Genomic DNA, 20,936 nt, shown 5'->3' with positions numbered 1-20,936 from the left:
GGCTCAATCGCTCTAATCCCACGAAATCTCTCTCGTGTAGATACAAGGTGGCTCGGCGAAGCCGAGACGGAGTGGGGAACCACCTGGCAACCGCCGCGAACGCAAATAGAAAATGGGCCAGGGCGCCTAAGCCGCCTTCTTCCACCCGCTCTTGATATGCCTATACCCCTCCCGATAGACCGCTTCCGGGGTCTCTGAAAAATCCCGCCACACCTTGGTCGCCGCCGCCAAATCCTTGAGTGAGCGGCCGAACGCCTCGATCGTCAGCCAATCGTCATAGCCGCTCTTGCGGATGGCGGAAAATGTTTCGGTCCAGGGAATGTTGCCGCGCCCCGGCACGCCGCGATCATTCTCCGAAATATGGATATGCACGACATTCCTGCGGTGTTTCGTGTAGGCGCCGATCGGGTCGGCCTCCTCGATATTGGCGTGGAAGGTGTCGTACATCGCCTTGATGTGCGGCCGGTCGATGGCGTCGATATGCTCCGACAGGTCCGCCATCGTGTTGAGCAGGTAGCATTCGAAGCGGTTCAGCGCCTCGAGCCCGATGGTGACGCCCTTGTTGCCGGCATGGTCGCCGATGGCGCGCTGCGAGCCGACGGAGCGCTTCTTCTCCGCGGCCGTCGGCCCAGAGCCGGAAAAGGACCCGAGCGTCGAATGCAGAGGGCCGCTCAGCGTGCTGGCGCCAAGCGCCTGCGCGCAGTCGATCGCCCATTTCATGTAGTCGACACCGGCCTTGCGGGTTGCCGCGTCGGCCGAGATCAAATTCATCGCCGGATCGCCCATGGCCGAAACCGCAGTCCGCTCCAGCCCGATGCGGTCGAGCAGATCGCCGAGCTTTCTATAATCGTCCGGCGTGCCGGCGAAGATCGGTATCTCGACGCCATCGAAACCGGTCGCCTTGATGTCGCGCAGCAGCGGCTCGTGTTTCTTCGACACCGCCGTCGTCCACAAGAACATGCACATGCCGATTTTCATCGAAGCCCCCTCCCTTTGACGGCGCACTGGCTGTTCCGCCGCTTCGCGCCATGCCCCCTCATCCGGCCGCTTCGCGGCCACCTTCTCCCCGCTGGGGAGAAGAGACTTGGCGTCGCGCCATCTCCTCCTCCTCTCCCCTCGGGGAGAGGTCGGATTGCCCCGAATTGCCCTTCGCAATTCGGCTGGCAATCCGGGTGGGGGGGGCCTTCGTTACCCGCCGCGCCACTAAAGCTTCGTCCACGCCCCGTTTTTCTTCGACGACTTCACGCAAGCCTCGATGAAGGCCATGCCCTCGACGCCGTCCTGTATGGTCGGGAAGACGACATCCTTTGCCGGCTTGCCGCCCTTGCGGCGTGCCGCCCGGATGGCGCGTGCGGCCTCCTGGTAGATGTTGGCGAAGCCTTCGAGGTAGCCTTCCGGATGGCCTGACGGCACGCGGCTGACACGGCCCGCCACCGGCAGCGCGCCGGCGCCATTGCGGGTGATCAGTTGCTTTGGCTGGCCGAACGGCGTGTACCAGAGATAGTTCGGGTCGGCCTGCACCCATTCCAGCCCACCCTTCGAGCCATAGATGCGCAGCTTCAGCCCGTTCTCATGACCGGGCGCCACCTGGCTTGCCCAGATCATGCCCTTGGCCGGGTGCGTCTTGCCGGTAGGCTTGAAGCGCAGCATGACGTTGACGTTATCATCCAGTAGCCGTCCCGGCACGAAGGCGTCGAGATCTGCCGACAGGGAGTCCAGTTCCAGCCCCGAGACGAAGCGGGCGAGGTTGTAGGCATGCGTGCCGATATCGCCCAGCGCACCGCCGGCACCTGCCTGCTTGGGGTCGGAGCGCCACGCCGCCTGCTTCTGGCCTGTCGCCGCCAAATCCTCGGTCAGCCAGTCCTGCGGATATTCGGACTGCACGATGCGGATGTCGCCGAGCACGCCCTTGGCGACCATTTCGCGTGCTTGCCGCACCATCGGATAGGCGGTGTAGTTGTGCGTCAGCACGAACACCTTGCCGGTCTTCTCGACTATCGCCGCAAGCTTTTTCGCTTCGGCCAGCGTCGTCGCCAGCGGCTTGTCGCAGATGACGTGGATGCCGGCCTCGAGGAAAGCTTTTGCCGCTGGCATATGCACATTGTTGGGCGTGACGATGGCCACCGCCTCAATGCCGTCGGGGCGCTTCGCCTCGGCCTTGGCCATCTCGGCATAGGATGCGTAGCTGCGTGCGGGGTCGAGCCCCAGTTCGGCGGCCGAGGCCTTGGCACGGGCCGGGTCGGCTGACAAAGCGCCGGCAACCAGCACGAACTCGTTGTCCAGCCGCGCCGCGATCCGATGCACCGCGCCGATGAAGGCGCCTTGCCCGCCGCCGACCATGCCGTAGCGGATCGGGCCGCCTCCCGTTTCCGACTTCGATGCGCCGACCATATCTTGCTCCTCGCTGTTGCTTACCCCCCTTGAGGGGAGGTCGATCCGCGCAGCGGATCGGGTGGGGTCGTTGAGGCAGAGCGCGGTGTGAACCGACCCACCCGGCCTTTGGGCCACCCTCCCCGCGAAGGGGAGGGAAAATCGAGCTAGATTCCCATCATGGCGCGCAGCAACTTCTTGTCGGTGGTGCCAGCGGCGAAGTCGTCGAATGCCTTTTCCGTCACCCGGATGATGTGGTGCTCGATGAAAGGCGCGCCTTCGGCCGCACCATCCTCCGGATGCTTCAGGCAGCACTCCCACTCCAGCACCGCCCAGGAATCATAATTGTACTGCGTCAGCTTGGAGAAGATGCCGCCGAAATCCACCTGTCCATCGCCCAGCGAACGGAAGCGCCCGGCGCGGTTGGTCCAGCTCTGATAGCCGGAATAGACGCCTTGCCGGCCGGTCGGGTTGAACTCGGCGTCCTTGACGTGGAACGCCTTGATGCGCTCGTGATAGATGTCGATGAATTCGAGATAGTCGAGCTGCTGCAGCAGGAAATGCGACGGATCGTAATTGATGTTGCAGCGCTTGTGGCCGCCGACCGCGTCGAGGAACATCTCGAAAGTGGCGCCGTCGAAAACGTCTTCAGACGGGTGAATTTCATAGCCGACATCGACGCCGTTGTCCTCGTACACGTCGAGAATCGGCTTCCAGCGTTTGCCGAGTTCGCCAAACGCTTCCTCAATGAGTCCAGCCGGCCGCTGCGGGAACGGATAGAGGTAAGGGAAAGCCAGCGAGCCGGTAAACGACACTGAAGCATTCAGGCCTAGATTACGCGATGCTTTAGCGCCGAACTTCATCTGCTCGACAGCCCACTTCTGCCGGGCTGCGGGATTGTTGTGCACCGATGGCGGCGCAAAGCCATCCATCTGCGCGTCATAGGCAGGATGCACCGCCACCAATTGCCCCTGCAGATGCGTCGACAATTCCGTGATCTCGACGCCGGCGTCGGCGCAAATGCCTTTCACCTCGTCGCAATAGGCCTTGGAAGAGGCCGCCTTCTTGAGATCGAACAGCCGCGCGTCCCAGGTCGGGATCTGCACGCCCTTGTAGCCGAGACCGGCCGCCCATTTGGTGATCGACGCCAGTGAGTTGAACGGCGCGGCGTCGCCCGCGAACTGCGCCAGAAACAGCCCCGGGCCCTTCATTGTCGTCGGCATCGGCATCCTCCCTCATTTCTCTCGCGACCGAGCATAGCGCCGATTGGAAACAGGGCCAGCCACTTTGGTCTTTTCTCAACGGGCGCTTGCACGCACCACCATTCTGGTATTACCAAATGTGGAATTTTGGTCAAGCCTTGCAATGCGCCATCATGACCCCAAAACCACCCGGCGCAGGCATATATATCTCAATATAATCAAGGAAATACTCCACAGCGAAAGTTGCATCCCGGCGCTTCTTGCCGATCCGGATAATTTGCTGTAGACCTCGCTTCAGGCCCAATTGGTCGAACCAGTTTGCGAGAAAAGGCTGGGAACGCCTTGGGGAGGAACCTTTGTGTCGCCTTTTGGCGATGCATGTCGCAGGCGAACCATAGAGACGAGTTGGGAAGGACAGACCATGCATCTTTCGACGCACAACTGGATGCGCGCGGAACCCTTGGAAACGACGCTCAAGCGCATCAAGAAATTCGGCTATGAGTCGATCGAGATTTCCGGCGAACCCGAGCAGTACAAGACCAGGGAGACCCGGGCGCTGCTGAAGGAGCATGGCATTCGTTGCTGGGGCGCGGTGACCCTGATGCTGGGCGAGCGCAACCTCGCAGCCAGGAACCAGGGCCAGCGCGAGCGTTCCGTTCAGTATGTCAAGGACGTGCTGACCATGGTCAGCGAACTCGATGGCGAGATCATCACGCTGGTTCCCGCGACCGTCGGCAAGGTCGTGCCTGACGGCACCGAGGAAGAGGAATGGAAGTGGGTCGTCGACGCCACCCGCGAATGCTTCACCCACGCCAAGAAGGTCGGTGTCAAGATCGCTGTTGAACCGCTCAACCGCTTCGAGACCTATCTGTTCAATCGCGGCGCCCAGGCGCTGGCTTTGGCCGACGCGGTCAGCCCCGAATGCGGTGTCTGCCTCGACGCCTACCACCTCCATATGGAAGAATTTAACGTCTATGACGCGATCCGGCAGGCCGGAAAGCGCCTGTTCGACTTCCATGTCGCCGACAACAACCGCTTCGCCGCCGGTCTCGGCCAGATCGACTGGCCGAAGATCGTCGCCACCTTGCGCGAGATCGGCTACGACGGTGCGCTGACCAACGAGTTCGTCGCGCCCGTCGACCGGACGCCGGCGGCCCCCTATCCCGACATGGTCGAGCGAAATCCGGTCGATATCTCGCCCGAACAGCTGAAGTTCATCCAGGACCACGGCTCCAGCGTGCTCACCGAGAAATTCTACACCGACCAGATGCGCATCAACGCTGAAACGTTGCTGCCGCTGATCAAGTAGTCGACTGCCTCAGGGAAATTCGCCCTTCCGCCCTGACCGGCGCAGGGCTGGGGAAGAATATGCGTATCAAGTCCGTCCAAGCCTGGTGGATCCGCGTTCCGATCGAAGCCGCTCGGCAGCACCGCAGCGACTTCGGTCAGGTGACGACCTTCGACGCCGCCATCCTGCGCATCGAGACCGATGACGGGCTGGTCGGCTGGGGCGAAGGCAAGAACGCCGCCGGCAGTGCCGGCAGCTACGGCGCGCTCGTCCATATGCTGAACCATGAGGTCGGGCCGCAGCTGGTTGGCCGCGATCCGGCCGACATCGGCGTCATCTGGGAGATGCTCTACAATGGCGTGCGCCACGACAGCGCCGCACGCGGCGGCCACGCCATGCCGCAGCTGGCGCGGCGCGGCATGAGCATCGCCGCGATCAGCGCCGTCGACATCGCCCTGTGGGACATTCTTGGCAAATCGCTTGGCGTTCCGGTCTGGCGGCTGCTCGGCGGCCGCAAGCTCGATCGCATGCCGGCTTACGCGTCCGGCGGCTGGGCGGCCGCCGACGCCATCGGCGAGCAGTTGAAATCCTATATCGCCAAGGGCGGTTTCAAGGCACTGAAGATGCGGGTTGGCGCCATGGACGGCGCGGCGCACATTTCCGCCACCCGCGTGCGCGCCGCACGGCAGGCGCTCGGCCCCGATGTCGAACTGATGGTCGACGCGCACGGCACCTACACGGTGGCTGAAGCCAAGCGCTTCATCCACCTTGTCAACGATTTGGACCTCGCCTGGTTCGAGGAACCTATCATCGCCGACGATAAGCCGGGCATGGCCGAAGTGCGGGCAAGTGGCGCCGTTCCGATCGCCACCGGCGAAAGCGAGGCAACCCGCTACGCCTTCCGCGACCTTGCCGTGCTCAAAGCCGCCGACATCTTCCAGCCCGATCCCGCCTTCTGCGGCGGCATCAGCGAGGCGATGAAGATCGGCACCATCGCCAGCGCCTTCAATCTGCGCTTTGCGCCGCATTTGTGGGCCGGCGCGCCCTGTTTTTTCGCAGGCTTGCATGTCTGCGCCGCCTCGCCGTCGAGTTTCACCGTCGAATATTCGCTCGGCGCCAACCCGATGATCCATGATCTGGTCGAAGAGACTGTCGAAGCCAGGGACGGTATGATAGCGATCCCGGAAAAACCGGGTCTGGGATTCACCATTTCGGAGCGGTTCCTGGAGGCGCACGCGCAACGCGGTTGACGATGAAAGAAAAGAACCTTCTCGCGGAACTCGCTGCCTACCTGTTCTCCCATTCGGACAAGGAGAGCGGCCGAACGCCATCGGAGCGCGAACTGGCGGAGCATTTCGCCGTCAGCCGCGGTCAGATCCGCGAGGCGCTGGCCATCCTGGAGGCCATGCGCATCGTTGAGCGCCGGGCCAAGTCCGGCATCTACATCGACACCAAGCAGGCCAGTGTGGAGGCCATGGCGCTCTTTGCCCGCGCGGGCCTGCCGCTCGACCCGATCCAGATCTACGAGACGGTCGAACTGCGCAAGATCCACGAGATCAAGGCGGCCGAACTTGCCTGTTCGCGTGCCACAGAGGAAAATTTCGAGCGGCTGCGCGAAATCCTGAAGGCTTCGGAAGAGCGCATCGCCGCCGGCGAAGGGCTTGCCAGGGAAGACCGCGAATTCCACCTCGAAATCGTGCGCGCCACCAAGAACAGCGTCTTCCACAATGTCTGCAGCGTCTACTACATGATGGGCGAGCAGCGCCTGCCGATCTATTTCAACGACCCCGAGCGCAACGTGCGCTCGCATGCCGAGCACATCCAGATCTATGAGGCGCTGCTGCGCCGCGACGGCAATCTCGCACAGGCGCTGATGAGCGCCCATCTGCAGGGCGCTGAGAGCTACTGGAAGGGCCTGATCGAGGGCCATGGCGAGGAGCCGCAAAGCCCGGCGCTCGAAAAAGCTTGACCGACATGGCCCGTATCCTCACGACCCACGCCCTGCACCCGCGCGCCTCGGCTATGCTCTCCGGCGCCGGAGAGCTCGTCGTCGCCTCCGCCATCGATCCAGTCACGCTGATCGCCGAGGCCAGGAATGCCGACATCGTCATCGTGCGTGCGCCGCTGCCCCCACAGCTTTTCGACGGCGCAAAGCTGCTGCGGGCGGCAATCCGTCATGGCGCCGGGCTCGACATGATCCCGATGGAAGCAGCGACGGCCGCCGGCGTGCTGGTGGCGAATGTGCCGGCGGTCAATGCCCGCTCGGTTGCCGAACACGTCATGTTCGTGGCCCTCGCCTTGCTGCGCAACTTCCGCGTCGTCGACCGCGACCTGCGCGCCAAAGGCTGGCTCGCCGGCCGCGAGCACGCCAACGCCAACAGCGAGCTTGCCGGCAAGACGATCGGCATTGTCGGCCTCGGCGCCGTCGGCCAGGCGGTCGGCCATATCGCCGCGCACGGCTTCGACCTGAAAGTGGTGGCAACGACGCGCAGCATGCAGCCGGCGCCGGACAAGGTCGGCTTCCTGTCGATCGACGCTCTCGTCGAGCAGAGCGACATCATCGTTCTGTGCTGCCCGCTGACGCCGGAAACGCGCGGCCTGATCAACCGTGAGCGGATCGCCCGCATGAAGCCGCAGGCGTTGCTGATCAACGTGTCGCGCGGACCGGTCGTCGACGACGACGCGCTGATCGAGGCCTTGCAGAAACGGCGCATCGGCGGCGCCGCGCTCGACGTGTTTGCGACGCAGCCGCTGCCGTCGAACCATCCCTATTTCGGCTTCGACAATGTCATCGTCACGCCGCACATGGCGGGGATCACCGAGGAATCGATGATGCGCATGGGCGTCGGCGCGGCGGGCGAAGCCCTGCTGGTGCTGGCGGGCAAGCTGCCGGTCAATCTGCGCAATCCAGAAGTGGTCGATCACTATCGGCGGCGGTTTCCGGCGCGCCTGTAACACATCGCGGTTTCGCCCCAATTCTCCGCGACGTTGAGAGCCATGTCCGGTCCTCGCCTCGCCTTCCTCTTTGTCGCTGGCTGTTCGCTCTGTGCCATGCCGGCATTCGCGGCCGAGAGAAGTTATGTCTATTGCGACAACGGGCTGCGCTGCTTCAAGGCGCCCTGCCCGTCCAACAGCGCACTCGACCTTGCCACCGGGGCGATCATCAAGGGCGTGTCGATCGACCCCAGCGGATTGCCGCAGGCCGACAAGGCCATAACCGATCTTTCCGACGCGCTTTATGCAGGCAAGATCGTCGTCAGGGGCTCGATCGAGCACCGCACCCAGACGATCACCGGCAAGGAGTACAATTTGCCCTGGCTGGTCGCGACCCGTATCGTACGGACCGCCAAGGACAGCGAACGCAAGCACTGTTCGTCGCGCTGATGGGCGGTTCAGCCCTGCTCACGCGCCAAGCAACTGCACCACCTCTGCTGCTATGCGCAGCAGGCGTTGGTCATGGCCGTTGCGCGCCACCAGCATCAATCCGGCAGGCAGCGGAGTGCCCGGCATCGGCAGCGAGATCGCGCAGAGATCGAACTGGTTGGCGACCTGCGTGTTGCGCAGCAGCAGGCCTTCGGTTCGGTCACGCAACCCGGCGTCGTCAGCCATAGAGACGATAGTCGGCGCCGTCACCGGTGTGGTCGGCAAGGCCAGCACATCGACCGAGGACAGCCGCTCGTCCATGGCGGCGGCGAGCGCTGTACGACGGCGCATTGCCCGGATGTAGACAGGCGTCGGCAGCATGGCTGCCCGCGACAAAGGTCCGCTGACATGCGGGTCGACCGGTACCGAAGCTCCTGTCGCCAGCCAGTCGGCATGCACTTCGGCCCCTTCCATCGCTGCGATCGAACCACGCTTGGTGGCCGCGCGCAAATCGGCAAGCAGATCGTCGATCGACAGTTCCGCGATCCGCGCGCCCGTCTGCTCGATCTTGCCAAGGCAGCGGTCGAACGCGGTCGCCACCTCGTCTTCCGTCTCTTCGAAAAGGACGCCGCGCGGAATGCCTATGCGAAGCCCTGCCAGGGCAATCGGCGTCAGCGCGGTCGGCACCTCACCGGCCATCACGGCGTCGGCGGCGGCACACTGGGCGACGGTTCGGGCAAGCGGACCGATCGAGTCCAGCGTGGCCGACAGTGGGAACGCGCCGGCGAGCGGCACACGTCGCGCCGTCGGCTTGAAGCCGACGACACCGTTGAGTGAAGCCGGAATGCGTATCGAACCGCCGGTGTCGGAACCGATCGATATTTCGCTCGTGCGCTCGCCGACGGAAACGCCGGCGCCTGAGGAAGAACCACCCGGAATGCGATTGGTGTCCACGGCATTGCCAGGCGTGCCGAAATGCTGGTTGTCGCCGATCGCGGTGAAGGCGAATTCGGTCATGTTGGTCTTGCCGGTGATAACCGCGCCGGCCTGCCGCAGCCGGCTGACGATCGCGGCATCGCGCAGCGGAGGTGCTGCGGTCTTGAGCATCAGCGAGCCGGCCGTGGTTGGCTCGCCGGCGACATCGAACAAATCCTTGATCGAGACGATGGTGCCGTCGAGCGGCCCGAGCGTCACGCCGGCTTGGCTGCGCGCATCGCTGGCATCGGCCGCGGCCCTCGCGGCTTCGGCATAGAGCTTCGTGAACACACGCTCTTCGCCGGCACGGGCGGCGAGGCGCGCAAGGATGATTTCCAGATGATCACGGACGGATTGCATTTTCGGTGTCGGACTCCGGACGCCTTGAACGTCTTAAGGGATAGCGGCCAGTGCCTGGCTTGCCGAGACTTAACCCGGCGCAGACGGTTTTGCACCCTGTCGAATGCGAGGAAAATCCGATGCTCTACAAAGGCAGTTGCCACTGCGGCAAGGTCGCCTTCGAATTCAAGGCCGAACCGACCGGCGCCATCAGGTGCGATTGCTCGATCTGCTCGCGCAAGGGCGCCCTGTTGTGTGCCATCCCGCACGAGACCTTGCGGGTCCTGGCCTGGGGCGACGATTTGGGCACCTACACATTCGGCAATCATGCCATCGCGCACCGGTTCTGCCGGGCCTGCGGTATCCATCCCTTTGCGGAGGATGTCCGCGAGGGCCGTGAACGCAGCGCCTACATCAACATCAACTGCGTGGCCGATCTCGACCCCTCGACCCTGTCGGTCTTCGATTTCGATGGGCGGTCGGCCTGAGTTCGTTCGTCGCTGCCGTCACAACGGCGTCGGCCCGAAAACCGTGATGGTTCTCGGGCCGACGCGCAGGTGTCAGGGAAGCCTGATTGCGGCGAGGCTACTCGGCCTGCTTCGGGCCGCAGGAACACCACGCTGGCCGCCAGCAATGTCGCCGCGCCGCAATAGGCGAAGGCACTGGCGACGCCGGTGTGGTCGACCAGCAGGCCGCCGAAGACGGCGCCGAGCGCGATCGCCACCTGGAACGTCGCCACCATCAGTCCGCCGGCGCTTCTGCCTGGTCGGGTGCTGCCCGCACCAGCCAGCTCTGCAGCCCGACCGGAACCGCGCCGAAAGCAAAGCCCCAGACCGCAACGGCGGCAGCGGCGATCGTCGGCGAAGCTCCGAAAACCAGCATCGAGGCGGCGGCCGGTGCGATCAGCAAGGGCGCCAGCCCAACGGCTGCCTTGAGGCTGCGCTCGGCCAGGATGCCGCCGGCGACATTGCCGAAGAAGCCGCCAATGCCATAGGCCAGCAGCACCAGCGAGATCGTCTCGATGTCGAGCACGGGGACCTTCTCGAGGAAGGGACGGACATAGGTGAAGCCGGCAAAGTGTCACGAAGCGACCAGCAGCGCCACCCTGATCGACGGACGCTTCAGCACGTCGAGCAAGGTGCGGAAGCTTGCCACACCCACGGGGGGCAATTTCGGAATGGTGGCCAGCTGCACCAGCAGCGCCAGGGCGGCGACCACGGTCGCAATCATGAAGGCCGTGCGCCAGCCCCAGATGTCACCGACATAGGCGCCGACCGGCGCCGCACAGACGGTCGCCAGCGAAACGCCGGTCAGGATGATCGACATGGCGCGCGGCATCAATCGCATCGGCACCAGCCGCAGCGTGGCCGTGGATTGCCGGGTCTGGATGAATTGCCAAGCCTTCCGGACGCAATGCCATTGCCGGGCCACCCGCATGCAATAGCTTGCCAGAACCAGGCAGCGAGAGGCCGGCGTCCAGTCGGCCCGAAGAGGAGAACCAATGCCAAATCATCCGAAGCTCATCGCACTCGCCGTCATGCTTGCGGTTCCCGGGCGCGCCTTTGCCCTCGAGGACAGCTACCTGCCGGCCGACAAGATCCCCTATGTGGCGGAAGTACCCGACCAGCCGCATCGTCTTGGCCCATTGTGGGGCGAGCGGGCCAAGGGTCCGGCAGGCACGTTGCTGAAGGTTCCCGGCAACTGGCGCGCACCGGTCCATGCGCACACCGCGGATTACCGTGCGGTGGTCATAAAGGGGATGTGGGCGCACTGGCAGATGGATGGCGGCGAGGCGACCAAGGTCGAACTGCCTCCTGGATCCTACTGGACCCAGAAAGCCAATGAGATGCATGACGACGCCTGCGTCTCCGACACGGAATGCGTGATCCTGCTGATCAACGACACGCCCTACGAAACCTACTTCCAGAAATAGGCTGGGATGCGGCTACGAGGCGTGACGCAAGCTGACGCCGCTGCCCTTGTCGAACAGCACCACCTTGTCGGGGTTCCAGGCAAAGCGCACCGCCTGCTCGATGGCGACGTCGGTCCTGGCCGGCACGGTTGCACGCAGTGTCGCGTCGCCGACGCGCAGCGTCAGGATCTTTTCGACGCCGTGGTTCTCGACGTCGTGGACACGCGCCTCGACCGGCGCGCCGCTCTCGAGATAGACGTCCTCGGGACGAATGCCGAAGACGAGCGGGCGACCATCGGTCGCCCCGCCCGCTTTGGCTCCCCCTGAAAAAGGCAATTCGAAATTCAGCGGCGCCATCACCGCGCGGCCGTTCACGAGCTTGCCGTCGATGAGGTTCATCGGCGGCGAACCGACGAAGCTCGCCACATAGGTGTCGCGTGGATTGTTGTAGATCTCATGCGGTGTGCCGGTCTGGACGATTCGGCCATGGTTGAGCACGCCGACCTTGTCACCCATCGACATCGCCTCGATCTGGTCGTGGGTGACGAACAGGAAGGTGGCGCCGAGCTGTATCTGCAGGTTCTTCAGTTCAGTCCGCAGCGCCTCGCGCAGCTTGGCGTCGAGCGCAGACAGCGGCTCGTCCATCAGGAACACACGCGGCTTGCGCACGATGGCGCGGCCGATCGAGACGCGCTGCATCTCGCCGCCGGACAGCCGATCCGTCTTGCGGTCGAGCAGATGCTCGATCCGCAGCGTACGGGCGGCACGGTCGACACGGTCCTTGATCTCGGCGTCGGGCAGCCGGCGAATTTTCGGCTTCAGCGGGAATTCGAGATTTTCGCGCACCGTGTAGCGCGGATAGAGCGAATATTGCTGCAGCACCAGCGCCACGTCACGCTCGGCCGCACCCCAGTCGGCGACGTCGACGCCGTCGATGAAGACCTGGCCTTCGCTGGGCTTTTCCAGGCCGGCGATAAGCCGCAGCGTCGTCGTCTTGCCGGCGCCCGTCTCGCCCAGCAGCACGAAGAACTCGCCATCGGCAATATCGAGATCGAGCCCGGTGAGCGCCGTGTGGTTGCCGAAGGTCTTCGAGATGTTCTTGAGCTGGATATGGGCCATCAGAGTCTCACCTCAAGCGACTTGCCGCTTGCCTTGTCGAAGAAATGCGCCTGGGTCGGGTCGATCCTGGCGAAGACCCTTTCACCGGGTCCGGCAACGAAGCCGCTCTTGGTGCGGGCCCGCAGCAACTCGGTTCCGACCTTGAGATCGACGATGTCGAAGGAGCCGAGCGGCTCGACGATATGTGTGTCGACAGGCACGAAGCCCTCGGTCGCCTCGCGCCGGATGAGCACGCCTTCCGGCCGTATGCCAAGCGCCAACTGGCCGCCGGCATGGCCGTTGAGCTTCGACAGCAGCGCTCGCGGGAACTCGAAGCCGGCGGCGGCTCCACCGACTGTCACCGAAACCGAGGACGCCGTCTCGGCCACCGCCGCATCGGTGACATTCATCACCGGGCTGCCGACGAATTGCGCCACGAACAGATTTGCCGGCTGCGAATAGACCTCGTCGGGCGTGCCGACCTGCTGCAAGACGCCTGCGTGCATGATGACGATGCGGTCGGCCAGGCTCATGGCCTCGATCTGGTCGTGCGTGACATAGATGGTGGTCGAGCCCTGCTTGATGTGCAGCCGCTTGATTTCCGCGCGCATCTCCTCGCGCAGCTTGGCGTCGAGCGCGCCGATCGGCTCATCCATCAGCATGGCCTTCGGTCGCCGCACCAGAGCGCGGCCAATGGCGACGCGCTGCATGTCGCCACCCGAGAGCGCCGACGGCTTCTTGTCCAGCAGGTCGGTGATCTGCAGCGTCTTGGCGACCGAACGCACCTCGCTGTCGATCTCCGTCTTGCTCTTGCGCGTGGCGCGCAAGGGGAAGGCGATGTTCTCGTAGACGCTCATATGCGGATAGAGCGAGAACGACTGGAACACCATGGCGATGTCGCGGTCGGCGGCCTTCAAATGCTGCACCGGCTTGCCGTCGATGAAGATGTCGCCCTCGTCGATGGTTTCCAGCCCGGCGATGGCGCGCAGCGTCGTCGTCTTGCCGCAGCCCGACTGACCGAGCAGCACGATGAACTCGTTGTCGGCGATCTTGAGATTCAGGTCCTTGATGACCTGGACGGCGCCGAAGAATTTCTGGACGCCGCGAAGCTCGATCTGGGTCAATGCTGTGCTCCCGGATTGCGCACCTGGCCGGTGCCGGCCTTCTCCTCGGGCGCGATCTTGGAGGTTACGTTGAAGCCGACGAGCCCGATCAGGATGATGGTCAGGCCATAGCTGTGCAGCAGCATGTTCCAGGGCTGGCAGAGCGCGACGATGCCGAGCACCATCAGTATCTGCGACCCAGGCTCAAGGTATTTCTGGTTGAAGGCGCGAAAACTCATTTGCGGATCGCTCCGAAGGACATGCCGCGCAGCAGATGATTGCGAAGCAGGAAGGTGAAGATGGCGACCGGCAGCAGGAACAGGAAGGTTCCGGAGGCGATCACCGTCCAGTCCGGCAGGCCCGAACCGACCTGGCTCGGGATGAAGGGAGGCGCGGTCTGGGCGCGGCGGTTGGTCATGATCAGCGCAAAGGCGTATTCGTTCCATGCGGTGATGAAACAGAACACGGCGGTGGCGGCGATGCCCGTGGCGGCCTCCGGCAGCACGATCTTGAAGAACGCCTCCATGCGCGTGTAGCCGTCGACAAGCGCGGCCTCCTCATATTCCTTCGGAATCTCGTCCATGAAACCCTTCATCAGCCACACGGAGAAGGACAGGTTGAAGGCGGTGTAGAGAATGATCAGGCCCAGATGCGTATCGTTGAGCCCGACTGCCCGGTACATCAGGAACATCGGGATGGCGACCACCACCGCCGGCAACATGCGCGTCGACAGGATGAAGAAGAGCAGGTCCGCTTCCCCCTTCACCTTGAAGCGCGAGAAGCCATAGGCGGTGAATGTCCCCATGCCGACCGCCAACACCGTCGAGGTGATGGCGATGATGAGCGAGTTCAGGAAGCGGCTCGGATATCCCGACCATTGCACCTGGCCCTTGCCGTCGCGCACGATCTTCTCGCCGCCGTCGAACACGACGCGTTCCCACCACGGGGCGGCGGCATATTCTTCGGCCGACGGCGGGCTGCGCAACTGTGAGCGCTTTGTGAAAAGTTTGACGAAAGGCGAGATGGTCGGCTCGAACATCACCGTCGGCGGGATCGTCGTGGCCAGGTTGCGTGGCTTGAACGAGGTCGCCACGATCCAGTAGATCGGCGCCAGGAAGATGATCGTCACCAAGAGGACGGCGACAATAGCGACCTTGTTGAGCGCCCGTTCACCCGAAGTCTGGACGGCCGCCATCTCAGCGCTCCTTAACTTTGTTGAGGTATTTCACATAGATGTTGGTGATCGCCAGCACCATGATCAGCACGATATAGGCAAGCGCGCAGGAGCGCCCCGTCTGCCATTCCTGGAAAGCCATCTTGTAGAGACGGATGGAAATCACCTCGGTGCTCGGCTGCGTCGACAGCACATAGGCAAGATCGAAAGTCTTGAAGGCTTCCATGGTGCGGAAGATGACCGCGATCATCAGGATCGGCGCGACCAGCGGCAGCGTGATGCGGAAGAAGGTATAGAACGGCCCGGCGCGGTCGATCGCGGCAGCTTCGTAAAGATGCTTCGGCACCGCCGAAAGCCCGGCGAGCGATAACAGCATGACGAAGGGTGACCACATCCAGATGTCCGTGAACGCGACCGCGTAGAGCGCCATCTTCGGGTCGCCGAGCCATTGGAATTTGCCGAGGTCGAGCACGTAGTTGATGACACCCCAGGACGGATCGTAGAGCAGCTTCCAGAACAGGCCGACCACCGCCATCGAGAGCATCATCGGCAAGAGCAGCAATGTCGTGATCAGGCCCTTGAGCGGAATGGTGCGATTGAGCAGCATTGCCGTTCCAAAGCCGACGACAACCTGACCGACGACCGAGACGATGACGTATTTCGCGGTCACCGCGAAATTGTTCCAGATATAAGGGTCGCTGAGGAGCTCGCGATAGTTCTTCAGTCCGACGAAATTGGCCGGCGCATTGGTCGATGCGCGGAAGTCGGTGAAGGAATAGCCGAGCGAATAGATCAGCGGAAAGATGTTGAAGACGATCAGGAACACGATCGTCGGGATGATGAAGAGGTTGCGTATCGAAATGTCGCTGAGGCCGCGAGAGGCGGCTCTGGAGGAGGTATTCAGCGGTGTGATCATTGTGGTCGCCAAGACCTGCTCCCATTCCTGAAAAAGAAAACGGAGGAGGCGCAGGCCTCCTCCGCACTACATGTCGGTTATTGGCCGCGGCCGTATTTCTTGAACGTGGCGTCCCAATCCTTCGCCAGCGCATCCAGCATTTCCTTGGCCGTACCATCGCCGTTTACGATGTACGGATAGACACGCTGGTTGAGCTGCTGCAGCAGTTCCGCATACTCCGGCACCGCCCAGAAGTCCTTGACCTTGAACATCGTGTCGTAGAAGGCCTTGTTGTAGGGCGTGGCGTTCTGGAACTCGGCCGATTCCAGCACGGCCTTGTTGCAGGTGTAGCCACCGAGGGCCGCCCACTTCTTCTGCGTATCGTCCTGGATGAACCACTTCAGGAATTTCATCGCCTCTTCCTTGTTGTTGGAATAGGAGACGACGGAAATGCCCTGGCCGCCGAGCGCGGCGAACTGCTCGCCACCTGGACCTGCCGGGTTGGCGAAGAAGCCGGTGTTCTTGGCGTTCGGGTTCGACGCCTCGTTGATCAACGAGGGGAAGAAGGCGAAGTAGTTCATGCTCATCGCCGCCAGGCCTTCGGTGATGGCCTGGTTGTTCTCGACGAAAAAGGCGTTGGTCCAGCCCGGAGGCGTGAAGCCGAACAGCTTGCGGTAGTTTTCCGCCGCGGCCACCGCCTTGTCCGAGTTGATGATGCCGTCGACCTTGTAGGTGCCGAAGTCGCCGAGCTCACCGCCATACGAGAACAGCGCGTTCTCGAAGCCCATCGCCAGGCCGTCATACTGGTTCTGTGTGTAGATGGCGATGCCGTAGCGGTTCTGGTCGGGCCTGTTGAAGAACTCCGCGATGTCGGTCATTTCCTTGAAGGTCTTCGGAACGGCAAGGTCGTAGCCATACTTGGCCTTGAACGCTTCCATTTCCTTCGGATCCTCGAACCAGTCCTTGCGGTAGGCCCAGCCCACGGCGTCGCCCTCGGCCGGGATCGACCAGTATTTGCCGCTGTTGCCGGGATATTCGGAGTAGAACTTGACCGTCGCCGGAGCCATCTTGTCGAGAACCTTGTTCTCTTTGACGAAGTCGGTGAGGTCGACATAGTGACCGCCCTCGGAGGCGGCACCAAGCCATTGCGAGTCGCCGACGACCAGGTCATAGGCGCTGCCCTTGGCGTTGAACTCGGTAAAGGCCTTGGTCTGGAAATCGGCCCACGGGGTGGTTTCCACCGTGATCTTGACGCCGGTTTGCTTCTCGTACTCGTTGCCGAGCTCCTGCAGATAGTTTGCGGGATCCCATTCAGCCCAGAAGATGGTGAGTGACTTTTCCTGCGCGTAAACGGACGTTCCGCAGGCAAGCGTTAAGCCGATACCAGCAAGTACGCTGGTCACTAACTTGCGCATAATGATTTCCTCCCTTGTGCGCGTTCTACCTTATCGTGCGAGCCGGCAACGTGGCCGGCCCTGGTAGTTCCTCCCGTGATCGCACCTTTCCGGTTTCGAGCCTCCTCGCCCCGCCGGAAAATGGATCGCAGCCCTCACTTTCGATCCGCTTTTCTGATCCAATCTGGTATTACCAATTTTGCATGCGCGTCAAGCCCTTTCTTGGCAGCTTGACGCGGCCATTTCCATCGGATTACCGCTTTATCTGCCTGTTTTACCAAGATTTTCCTACTCAGTGATATGATCGGGTATTGTCCAATACCCCACCCAACCGCTAAGATCAGTAGTGTGCATGCCAATCTGGTCGAACCAGTTAGGCTCTATTTCACGACTGCCTTCGGATCGAGACTGCCTCCTTCATCGACCGATTCCGCCACTGCCGCACGCACCAGCGCCCCGGCCGCCCACTGTGCGACCGACATCGTCCGGCGGCTGTCCAGCCCCCAGATATCCTTGAGCACGATCAGCACCTCGACGCCGAAGATAAGCGACAGCGCCTGTGCCAGCCGCTTGAAGTCGCGCGGCGGCAAACGGCCCTTGAGCGGCGCGATCGCATCCTTCAGCAGGTCGATGCGGTGGCCACGCGTAAAGGCGGGCTCACCGCCCAGCGTGCCGGCCTGACGCCGCGCCCATTGATCGAGCGACAGCTTCAGTGCTGCCTTGAACGTAGCCTCGAAGGCCTCGATGCGCGGCATGGCCGTGTCGAACAGCTCGGCGACCCGGCGCTCGGCATCGGCGGAGGTCGATTGCCAGGTGAGGATTGGCCCCAGCCCCTCGTCGACGACGGCCTGCACCAGTGCCGACTGGCTCGGGAAGTAACGATAGGCGGTGGCGCGGGAAACCTCGGCCGCCTCGGCGACCTCGCTGACCGAGGGCGTGACGCCCGCCTGCATCAGCCTTGTTGCCGTCTCCAGCATCAGCCGTTTGGTCCGCGCGCGCGGCCCACGTTCGGGCACTGGGCCGGTTGCCCGTTCAGCCTCGTCGCTCGCAGCGGATTGTTGACGTGAGACATTCATACCAATACGATACGCGCGTCTCAAAAATTTGCAATGGCGTCCGCATCGTCGAGTGGCCCGGGCAATGAGCGATGGGGGCGGCATCGCGCCTGCCAGGATTGGGAGAGCGCAATGAAGCGTATCTATGTGGTGGGGACCGCGGACACCAAGGGCGAGGAACTCGCCTTCCTGGCCGATGCGATCACGGCTGCGGGCGCCCTCGTCTGTCGTGTCGATGTCGGAACGCGCGACGCAACCATCCCCGTCGATATCAGCGCGAGGGAAATCGCCGACCATCATCCCGGCGGCAGTGAAACCGTGCTCGGCGGCAATGATCGCGGCGCCGCGGTCGCCGCAATGGGCATCGCCTTCGCCCGCTTTGCCCAATCGCGCAACGACATCGCGGCCATGATCGGCATTGGCGGCGGTGGCGGCACATCGATCGTCACGTCGGGCATGCGCGCCCTGCCGCTCGGCCTGCCCAAGATCATGGTCTCGACGCTCGCCTCCGGCGACACCGCTCCCTACGTCGATGTCTCCGACATCATCATGATGCCTTCTGTGACCGACATGGCCGGACTGAACCGGCTCTCCCGTGTCGTGTTGCACAACGCGGCTCAAGCCATATCAGGCATGGCGGCCAGCCCGGCGCCACCACCCGACGGCAAACCGTCGATCGGCCTCACCATGTTCGGCGTCACCACGCCTTGCGTGACCGCCATCGCCGACCAGCTCCGTTCCGGATATGACTGCATGGTCTTCCACGCCACCGGCACTGGCGGCCGCAGCATGGAAAAGCTGGCCGACAGCGGCTTGCTGTCCGGCGTCGTCGACATCACCACGACCGAAGTCTGCGATCTTCTGTTCGGCGGCGTGCTGCCGGCGACGGAGGATCGTTTCGGCGCCGTCGCACGCACGGGGCTGCCCTATGTCGGCTCCGTCGGCGCGCTCGATATGGTGAACTTCTGGGCGCCTTCGACCATCCCGGAGCACTATCGCGACCGGCTGTTCTACGAACACAATCCCAATGTCACGCTGATGCGCACCACGGCGGACGAATGCCGTGCGATCGGCGAGTGGATCGGCACCAGGCTCGCCCGCTGCGGGGGACCGGTGCATTTTCTCATCCCGGAAAAAGGCGTCTCGGCGCTCGACATCGAAGGCAGCGCCTTCTTCGACCCGGAAGCCGACGCCGTTCTGTTCGATGCCATCGAGCGCACCATCAAGCCCAACGGCAAGCGCCGCGTGACGCGCCTGCCGCTGCATATCAACGACCCGGAATTCGCAAGGGCTGCAACAGCGGCCTTCCTCGCCATCGCCAGACAGTGAGAGACCTCAAAAAATGCCCGCCATACCGCGCAAGGACATCTTGAAGAAATTCAGGGGAATGATCGACAAGGGCGTGCCGATCGTCGGCGGCGGCGCCGGCACCGGCCTGTCGGCGAAGGCCGAGGAGGCCGGCGGCATCGACCTCATCATCATCTACAATTCCGGCCGCTACCGCATGGCCGGGCGCGGCTCGGCCGCCGGCCTGCTCGCCTATGGCAATGCCAACGAGATCGTCAAGGAAATGGCCTATGAGGTGCTGCCGGTGGTCAGACACACGCCGGTGCTGGCCGGCGTCAACGGCACCGACCCCTTCGTCATCATGCCGCTGCTGCTGGCAGAGCTGAAGACGATGGGCTTTTCCGGCGTGCAGAATTTTCCCACCATCGGCCTGTTCGACGGCAGCATGCGGCAGAGCTTCGAGGAGACCGGCATGGGCTTCGGCCTCGAGGTCGACATGATCGCCGAGGCGCACAAGCTCGACCTCTTGACCACGCCCTACGTCTTCAACCCCGACGAGGCCCGCGCCATGACCAAGGCCGGTGCCGACATCGTCGTCGCCCATATGGGTGTGACGACAGGTGGCTCGATCGGCGCCACGTCGGCCAAGTCGCTCGACGACTGCGTTCAGGAGATCGACGCCATCGCCAACGCCGCGCGCTCGGTGCGCAAGGATGTCATCCTGCTTTGCCATGGCGGCCCGATTTCGATGCCCGACGACGCCCGTTACATTCTCTCCCAGGCCAAGGGCCTGCACGGCTTCTATGGCGCCAGCTCGATGGAACGGCTGCCGGCGGAAGCCGCGATCGCCAAGCAGACGGCCGATTTCAAGGCCGTCGCGCTCGGCGGCCAGAAGACCACATTCAAGAAAAAGAAGGGATGAGTGAGATGACCGACAAGAGCAAAGTGTTCGTGTACCCGAAGGACGTCAGCGCCTTCGGCTTCGACTGGGGAAAATTGGCGCTGACGGTGGCACCCGAAGTGAATGGCGCAACCCGCTTTTCCGGCGGCGTCGTCGACCTGCCTTCCGGCAAGGGCCACACGCGCCACAACCATCCGGGCGCGGAAGAAATCATCTTCGTCATCTCAGGCCATGGCGAACAGATGGTCGAGGACGAGAAGGGCAATCCGATGGTCGAGAAGGTCGGCCCCGGCTGCACCATCTACGTGCCGGAAAGCCGCTTTCATTCGACGCTCAACACCGGCGACGGGCCGATGCAGCTGTTCGTCGTCTATTCGCCGGCAGGACCTGAACTGGTTTTGCGTGAGCTGCCGGATTTCAGGCTGATTCCGCCGGGGCAGTGATCTTTCCTCGGTTCCGGCTCCGACCTCTGCCCTCGGGGAGAGGTCGGATTGCCCCGAATTGCTTTTCCCGGATGGCAATCCGGGTGAGGGGCAGCAGCCTCAATACCAGCTAGGCCGTCCCACCCCTGTTCCACCCC

21 protein-coding genes and 1 pseudogene are annotated in these 20,936 nt (G+C 63.2%); 10 read left to right on the top strand and 12 right to left on the bottom strand.

What is annotated here, in order from left to right:
* Nucleotides 1-126: 126 nt before the first annotated feature.
* The 3 genes from LB559_RS32590 to LB559_RS32580 form a co-directional block, all read right to left on the bottom strand.
* On the bottom strand, nucleotides 127-978 hold the full coding sequence (locus tag LB559_RS32590; protein ID WP_224675883.1) for a sugar phosphate isomerase/epimerase family protein: 852 nt from the start codon (nucleotides 976-978) through the stop codon (nucleotides 127-129).
* A gap of 225 nt (nucleotides 979-1,203) precedes the next feature.
* Nucleotides 1,204-2,391, bottom strand: coding sequence for a Gfo/Idh/MocA family protein (locus tag LB559_RS32585; protein WP_224675882.1), 1,188 nt, complete (start codon nucleotides 2,389-2,391; stop codon nucleotides 1,204-1,206).
* Nucleotides 2,392-2,537: 146 nt separating this feature from the next.
* Complete coding sequence (locus LB559_RS32580; RefSeq protein ID WP_013529509.1) at nucleotides 2,538-3,593, bottom strand: sugar phosphate isomerase/epimerase family protein; 1,056 nt, start codon at nucleotides 3,591-3,593, stop codon at nucleotides 2,538-2,540.
* Between the two features lie 400 nt (nucleotides 3,594-3,993).
* Between LB559_RS32580 and LB559_RS32575 the strand changes: the two genes are divergently transcribed.
* The 5 genes from LB559_RS32575 to LB559_RS32555 are packed head-to-tail and all read left to right on the top strand — an operon-like array spanning nucleotide 3,994 to nucleotide 8,244.
* Nucleotides 3,994-4,881, top strand: coding sequence for a sugar phosphate isomerase/epimerase family protein (locus LB559_RS32575; protein WP_013529508.1), 888 nt, complete (start codon nucleotides 3,994-3,996; stop codon nucleotides 4,879-4,881).
* Between the two features lie 59 nt (nucleotides 4,882-4,940).
* Entirely contained in the window at nucleotides 4,941-6,110 is a 1,170-nt protein-coding gene (locus LB559_RS32570) for a mandelate racemase/muconate lactonizing enzyme family protein (RefSeq protein ID WP_023812460.1), read from the top strand.
* A gap of 2 nt (nucleotides 6,111-6,112) precedes the next feature.
* Nucleotides 6,113-6,829, top strand: a complete 717-nt coding sequence (locus LB559_RS32565) for a FadR/GntR family transcriptional regulator (protein ID WP_013529506.1) — start codon at nucleotides 6,113-6,115, stop codon at nucleotides 6,827-6,829.
* A gap of 5 nt (nucleotides 6,830-6,834) precedes the next feature.
* Entirely contained in the window at nucleotides 6,835-7,815 is a 981-nt protein-coding gene (locus LB559_RS32560) for a hydroxyacid dehydrogenase (protein ID WP_224675881.1), read from the top strand.
* Nucleotides 7,816-7,857: 42 nt separating this feature from the next.
* Nucleotides 7,858-8,244, top strand: a complete 387-nt coding sequence (locus tag LB559_RS32555) for a hypothetical protein (protein ID WP_224675880.1) — start codon at nucleotides 7,858-7,860, stop codon at nucleotides 8,242-8,244.
* An 18-nt stretch (nucleotides 8,245-8,262) separates the two neighbouring features.
* On the opposite strand, the gene LB559_RS32550 is transcribed toward LB559_RS32555, so the two are convergent.
* A complete protein-coding gene (locus tag LB559_RS32550; RefSeq protein WP_224675879.1) occupies nucleotides 8,263-9,558 on the bottom strand; it encodes an amidase in 1,296 nt (431 codons plus the stop codon).
* Between the two features lie 119 nt (nucleotides 9,559-9,677).
* Here LB559_RS32550 and LB559_RS32545 point away from each other — a divergent pair, with 119 nt between their 5' ends.
* Nucleotides 9,678-10,025 carry a GFA family protein gene (locus LB559_RS32545; RefSeq protein ID WP_224675878.1) on the top strand — a complete coding sequence of 116 codons (348 nt, stop codon included), beginning with the start codon at nucleotides 9,678-9,680 and terminating at the stop codon, nucleotides 10,023-10,025.
* 97 nt (nucleotides 10,026-10,122) lie between these two features.
* Here the strand turns inward: LB559_RS32545 and LB559_RS32540 are convergent.
* Nucleotides 10,123-10,899 (bottom strand): annotated as a pseudogene (locus tag LB559_RS32540) (MFS transporter); the annotation flags it as partial.
* A gap of 139 nt (nucleotides 10,900-11,038) precedes the next feature.
* Here LB559_RS32540 and LB559_RS32535 point away from each other — a divergent pair.
* On the top strand, nucleotides 11,039-11,470 hold the full coding sequence (locus tag LB559_RS32535) for a DUF4437 domain-containing protein (RefSeq protein WP_013529500.1): 432 nt from the start codon (nucleotides 11,039-11,041) through the stop codon (nucleotides 11,468-11,470).
* Between the two features lie 12 nt (nucleotides 11,471-11,482).
* Here the strand turns inward: LB559_RS32535 and LB559_RS32530 are convergent, their stop codons facing one another.
* The 7 genes from LB559_RS32530 to LB559_RS32500 all read right to left on the bottom strand — a co-directional run bounded on the left by LB559_RS32530 (nucleotide 11,483) and on the right by LB559_RS32500 (nucleotide 18,189).
* On the bottom strand, nucleotides 11,483-12,568 hold the full coding sequence (locus LB559_RS32530) for an ABC transporter ATP-binding protein (protein ID WP_013529499.1): 1,086 nt from the start codon (nucleotides 12,566-12,568) through the stop codon (nucleotides 11,483-11,485).
* Nucleotides 12,568-13,671 (bottom strand): ABC transporter ATP-binding protein, encoded by a 1,104-nt coding sequence (locus LB559_RS32525; RefSeq protein ID WP_013529498.1) that lies wholly within the window; start codon nucleotides 13,669-13,671, stop codon nucleotides 12,568-12,570. Before LB559_RS32525 ends, LB559_RS32530 begins: the two co-directional genes overlap by 1 nt.
* Nucleotides 13,668-13,889 (bottom strand): hypothetical protein, encoded by a 222-nt coding sequence (locus LB559_RS32520; RefSeq protein ID WP_013529497.1) that lies wholly within the window; start codon nucleotides 13,887-13,889, stop codon nucleotides 13,668-13,670. The genes LB559_RS32525 and LB559_RS32520 overlap by 4 nt, the downstream gene beginning before the upstream one ends.
* Nucleotides 13,886-14,845, bottom strand: a complete 960-nt coding sequence (locus tag LB559_RS32515) for a carbohydrate ABC transporter permease (protein ID WP_013529496.1) — start codon at nucleotides 14,843-14,845, stop codon at nucleotides 13,886-13,888. Before LB559_RS32515 ends, LB559_RS32520 begins: the two co-directional genes overlap by 4 nt.
* 1 nt (nucleotide 14,846) lies before the next feature.
* Nucleotides 14,847-15,752 (bottom strand): carbohydrate ABC transporter permease, encoded by a 906-nt coding sequence (locus LB559_RS32510; protein ID WP_013529495.1) that lies wholly within the window; start codon nucleotides 15,750-15,752, stop codon nucleotides 14,847-14,849.
* A 65-nt stretch (nucleotides 15,753-15,817) separates the two neighbouring features.
* Nucleotides 15,818-17,134: an ABC transporter substrate-binding protein gene (locus tag LB559_RS32505; RefSeq protein ID WP_013529494.1), complete on the bottom strand. Its 1,317-nt coding sequence runs from the start codon at nucleotides 17,132-17,134 to the stop codon at nucleotides 15,818-15,820.
* 359 nt (nucleotides 17,135-17,493) lie between these two features.
* Entirely contained in the window at nucleotides 17,494-18,189 is a 696-nt protein-coding gene (locus LB559_RS32500; protein ID WP_013529493.1) for a TetR/AcrR family transcriptional regulator, read from the bottom strand.
* Nucleotides 18,190-18,300: 111 nt separating this feature from the next.
* Between LB559_RS32500 and LB559_RS32495 the strand changes: the two genes are divergently transcribed.
* The 3 genes from LB559_RS32495 to LB559_RS32485 are packed head-to-tail and all read left to right on the top strand — an operon-like array spanning nucleotide 18,301 to nucleotide 20,799.
* Nucleotides 18,301-19,497: a Tm-1-like ATP-binding domain-containing protein gene (locus tag LB559_RS32495; RefSeq protein ID WP_224675877.1), complete on the top strand. Its 1,197-nt coding sequence runs from the start codon at nucleotides 18,301-18,303 to the stop codon at nucleotides 19,495-19,497.
* A gap of 13 nt (nucleotides 19,498-19,510) precedes the next feature.
* Nucleotides 19,511-20,377: a phosphoenolpyruvate hydrolase family protein gene (locus LB559_RS32490; protein ID WP_013529491.1), complete on the top strand. Its 867-nt coding sequence runs from the start codon at nucleotides 19,511-19,513 to the stop codon at nucleotides 20,375-20,377.
* A gap of 5 nt (nucleotides 20,378-20,382) precedes the next feature.
* Nucleotides 20,383-20,799, top strand: coding sequence for a cupin domain-containing protein (locus LB559_RS32485; RefSeq protein ID WP_013529490.1), 417 nt, complete (start codon nucleotides 20,383-20,385; stop codon nucleotides 20,797-20,799).
* The last annotated feature ends 137 nt before the right edge of the window (nucleotides 20,800-20,936 follow it).

Origin of the sequence: Mesorhizobium sp. BR1-1-3 (assembly GCF_020165455.1) — a bacterium.
In the GTDB taxonomy this organism is placed as follows: Bacteria; Pseudomonadota; Alphaproteobacteria; order Rhizobiales; family Rhizobiaceae; genus Mesorhizobium; species Mesorhizobium ciceri.
The sequence above is the reverse complement of the archived record's forward strand: the minus strand, read 5'-3'. Positions and strand labels throughout refer to the sequence as shown.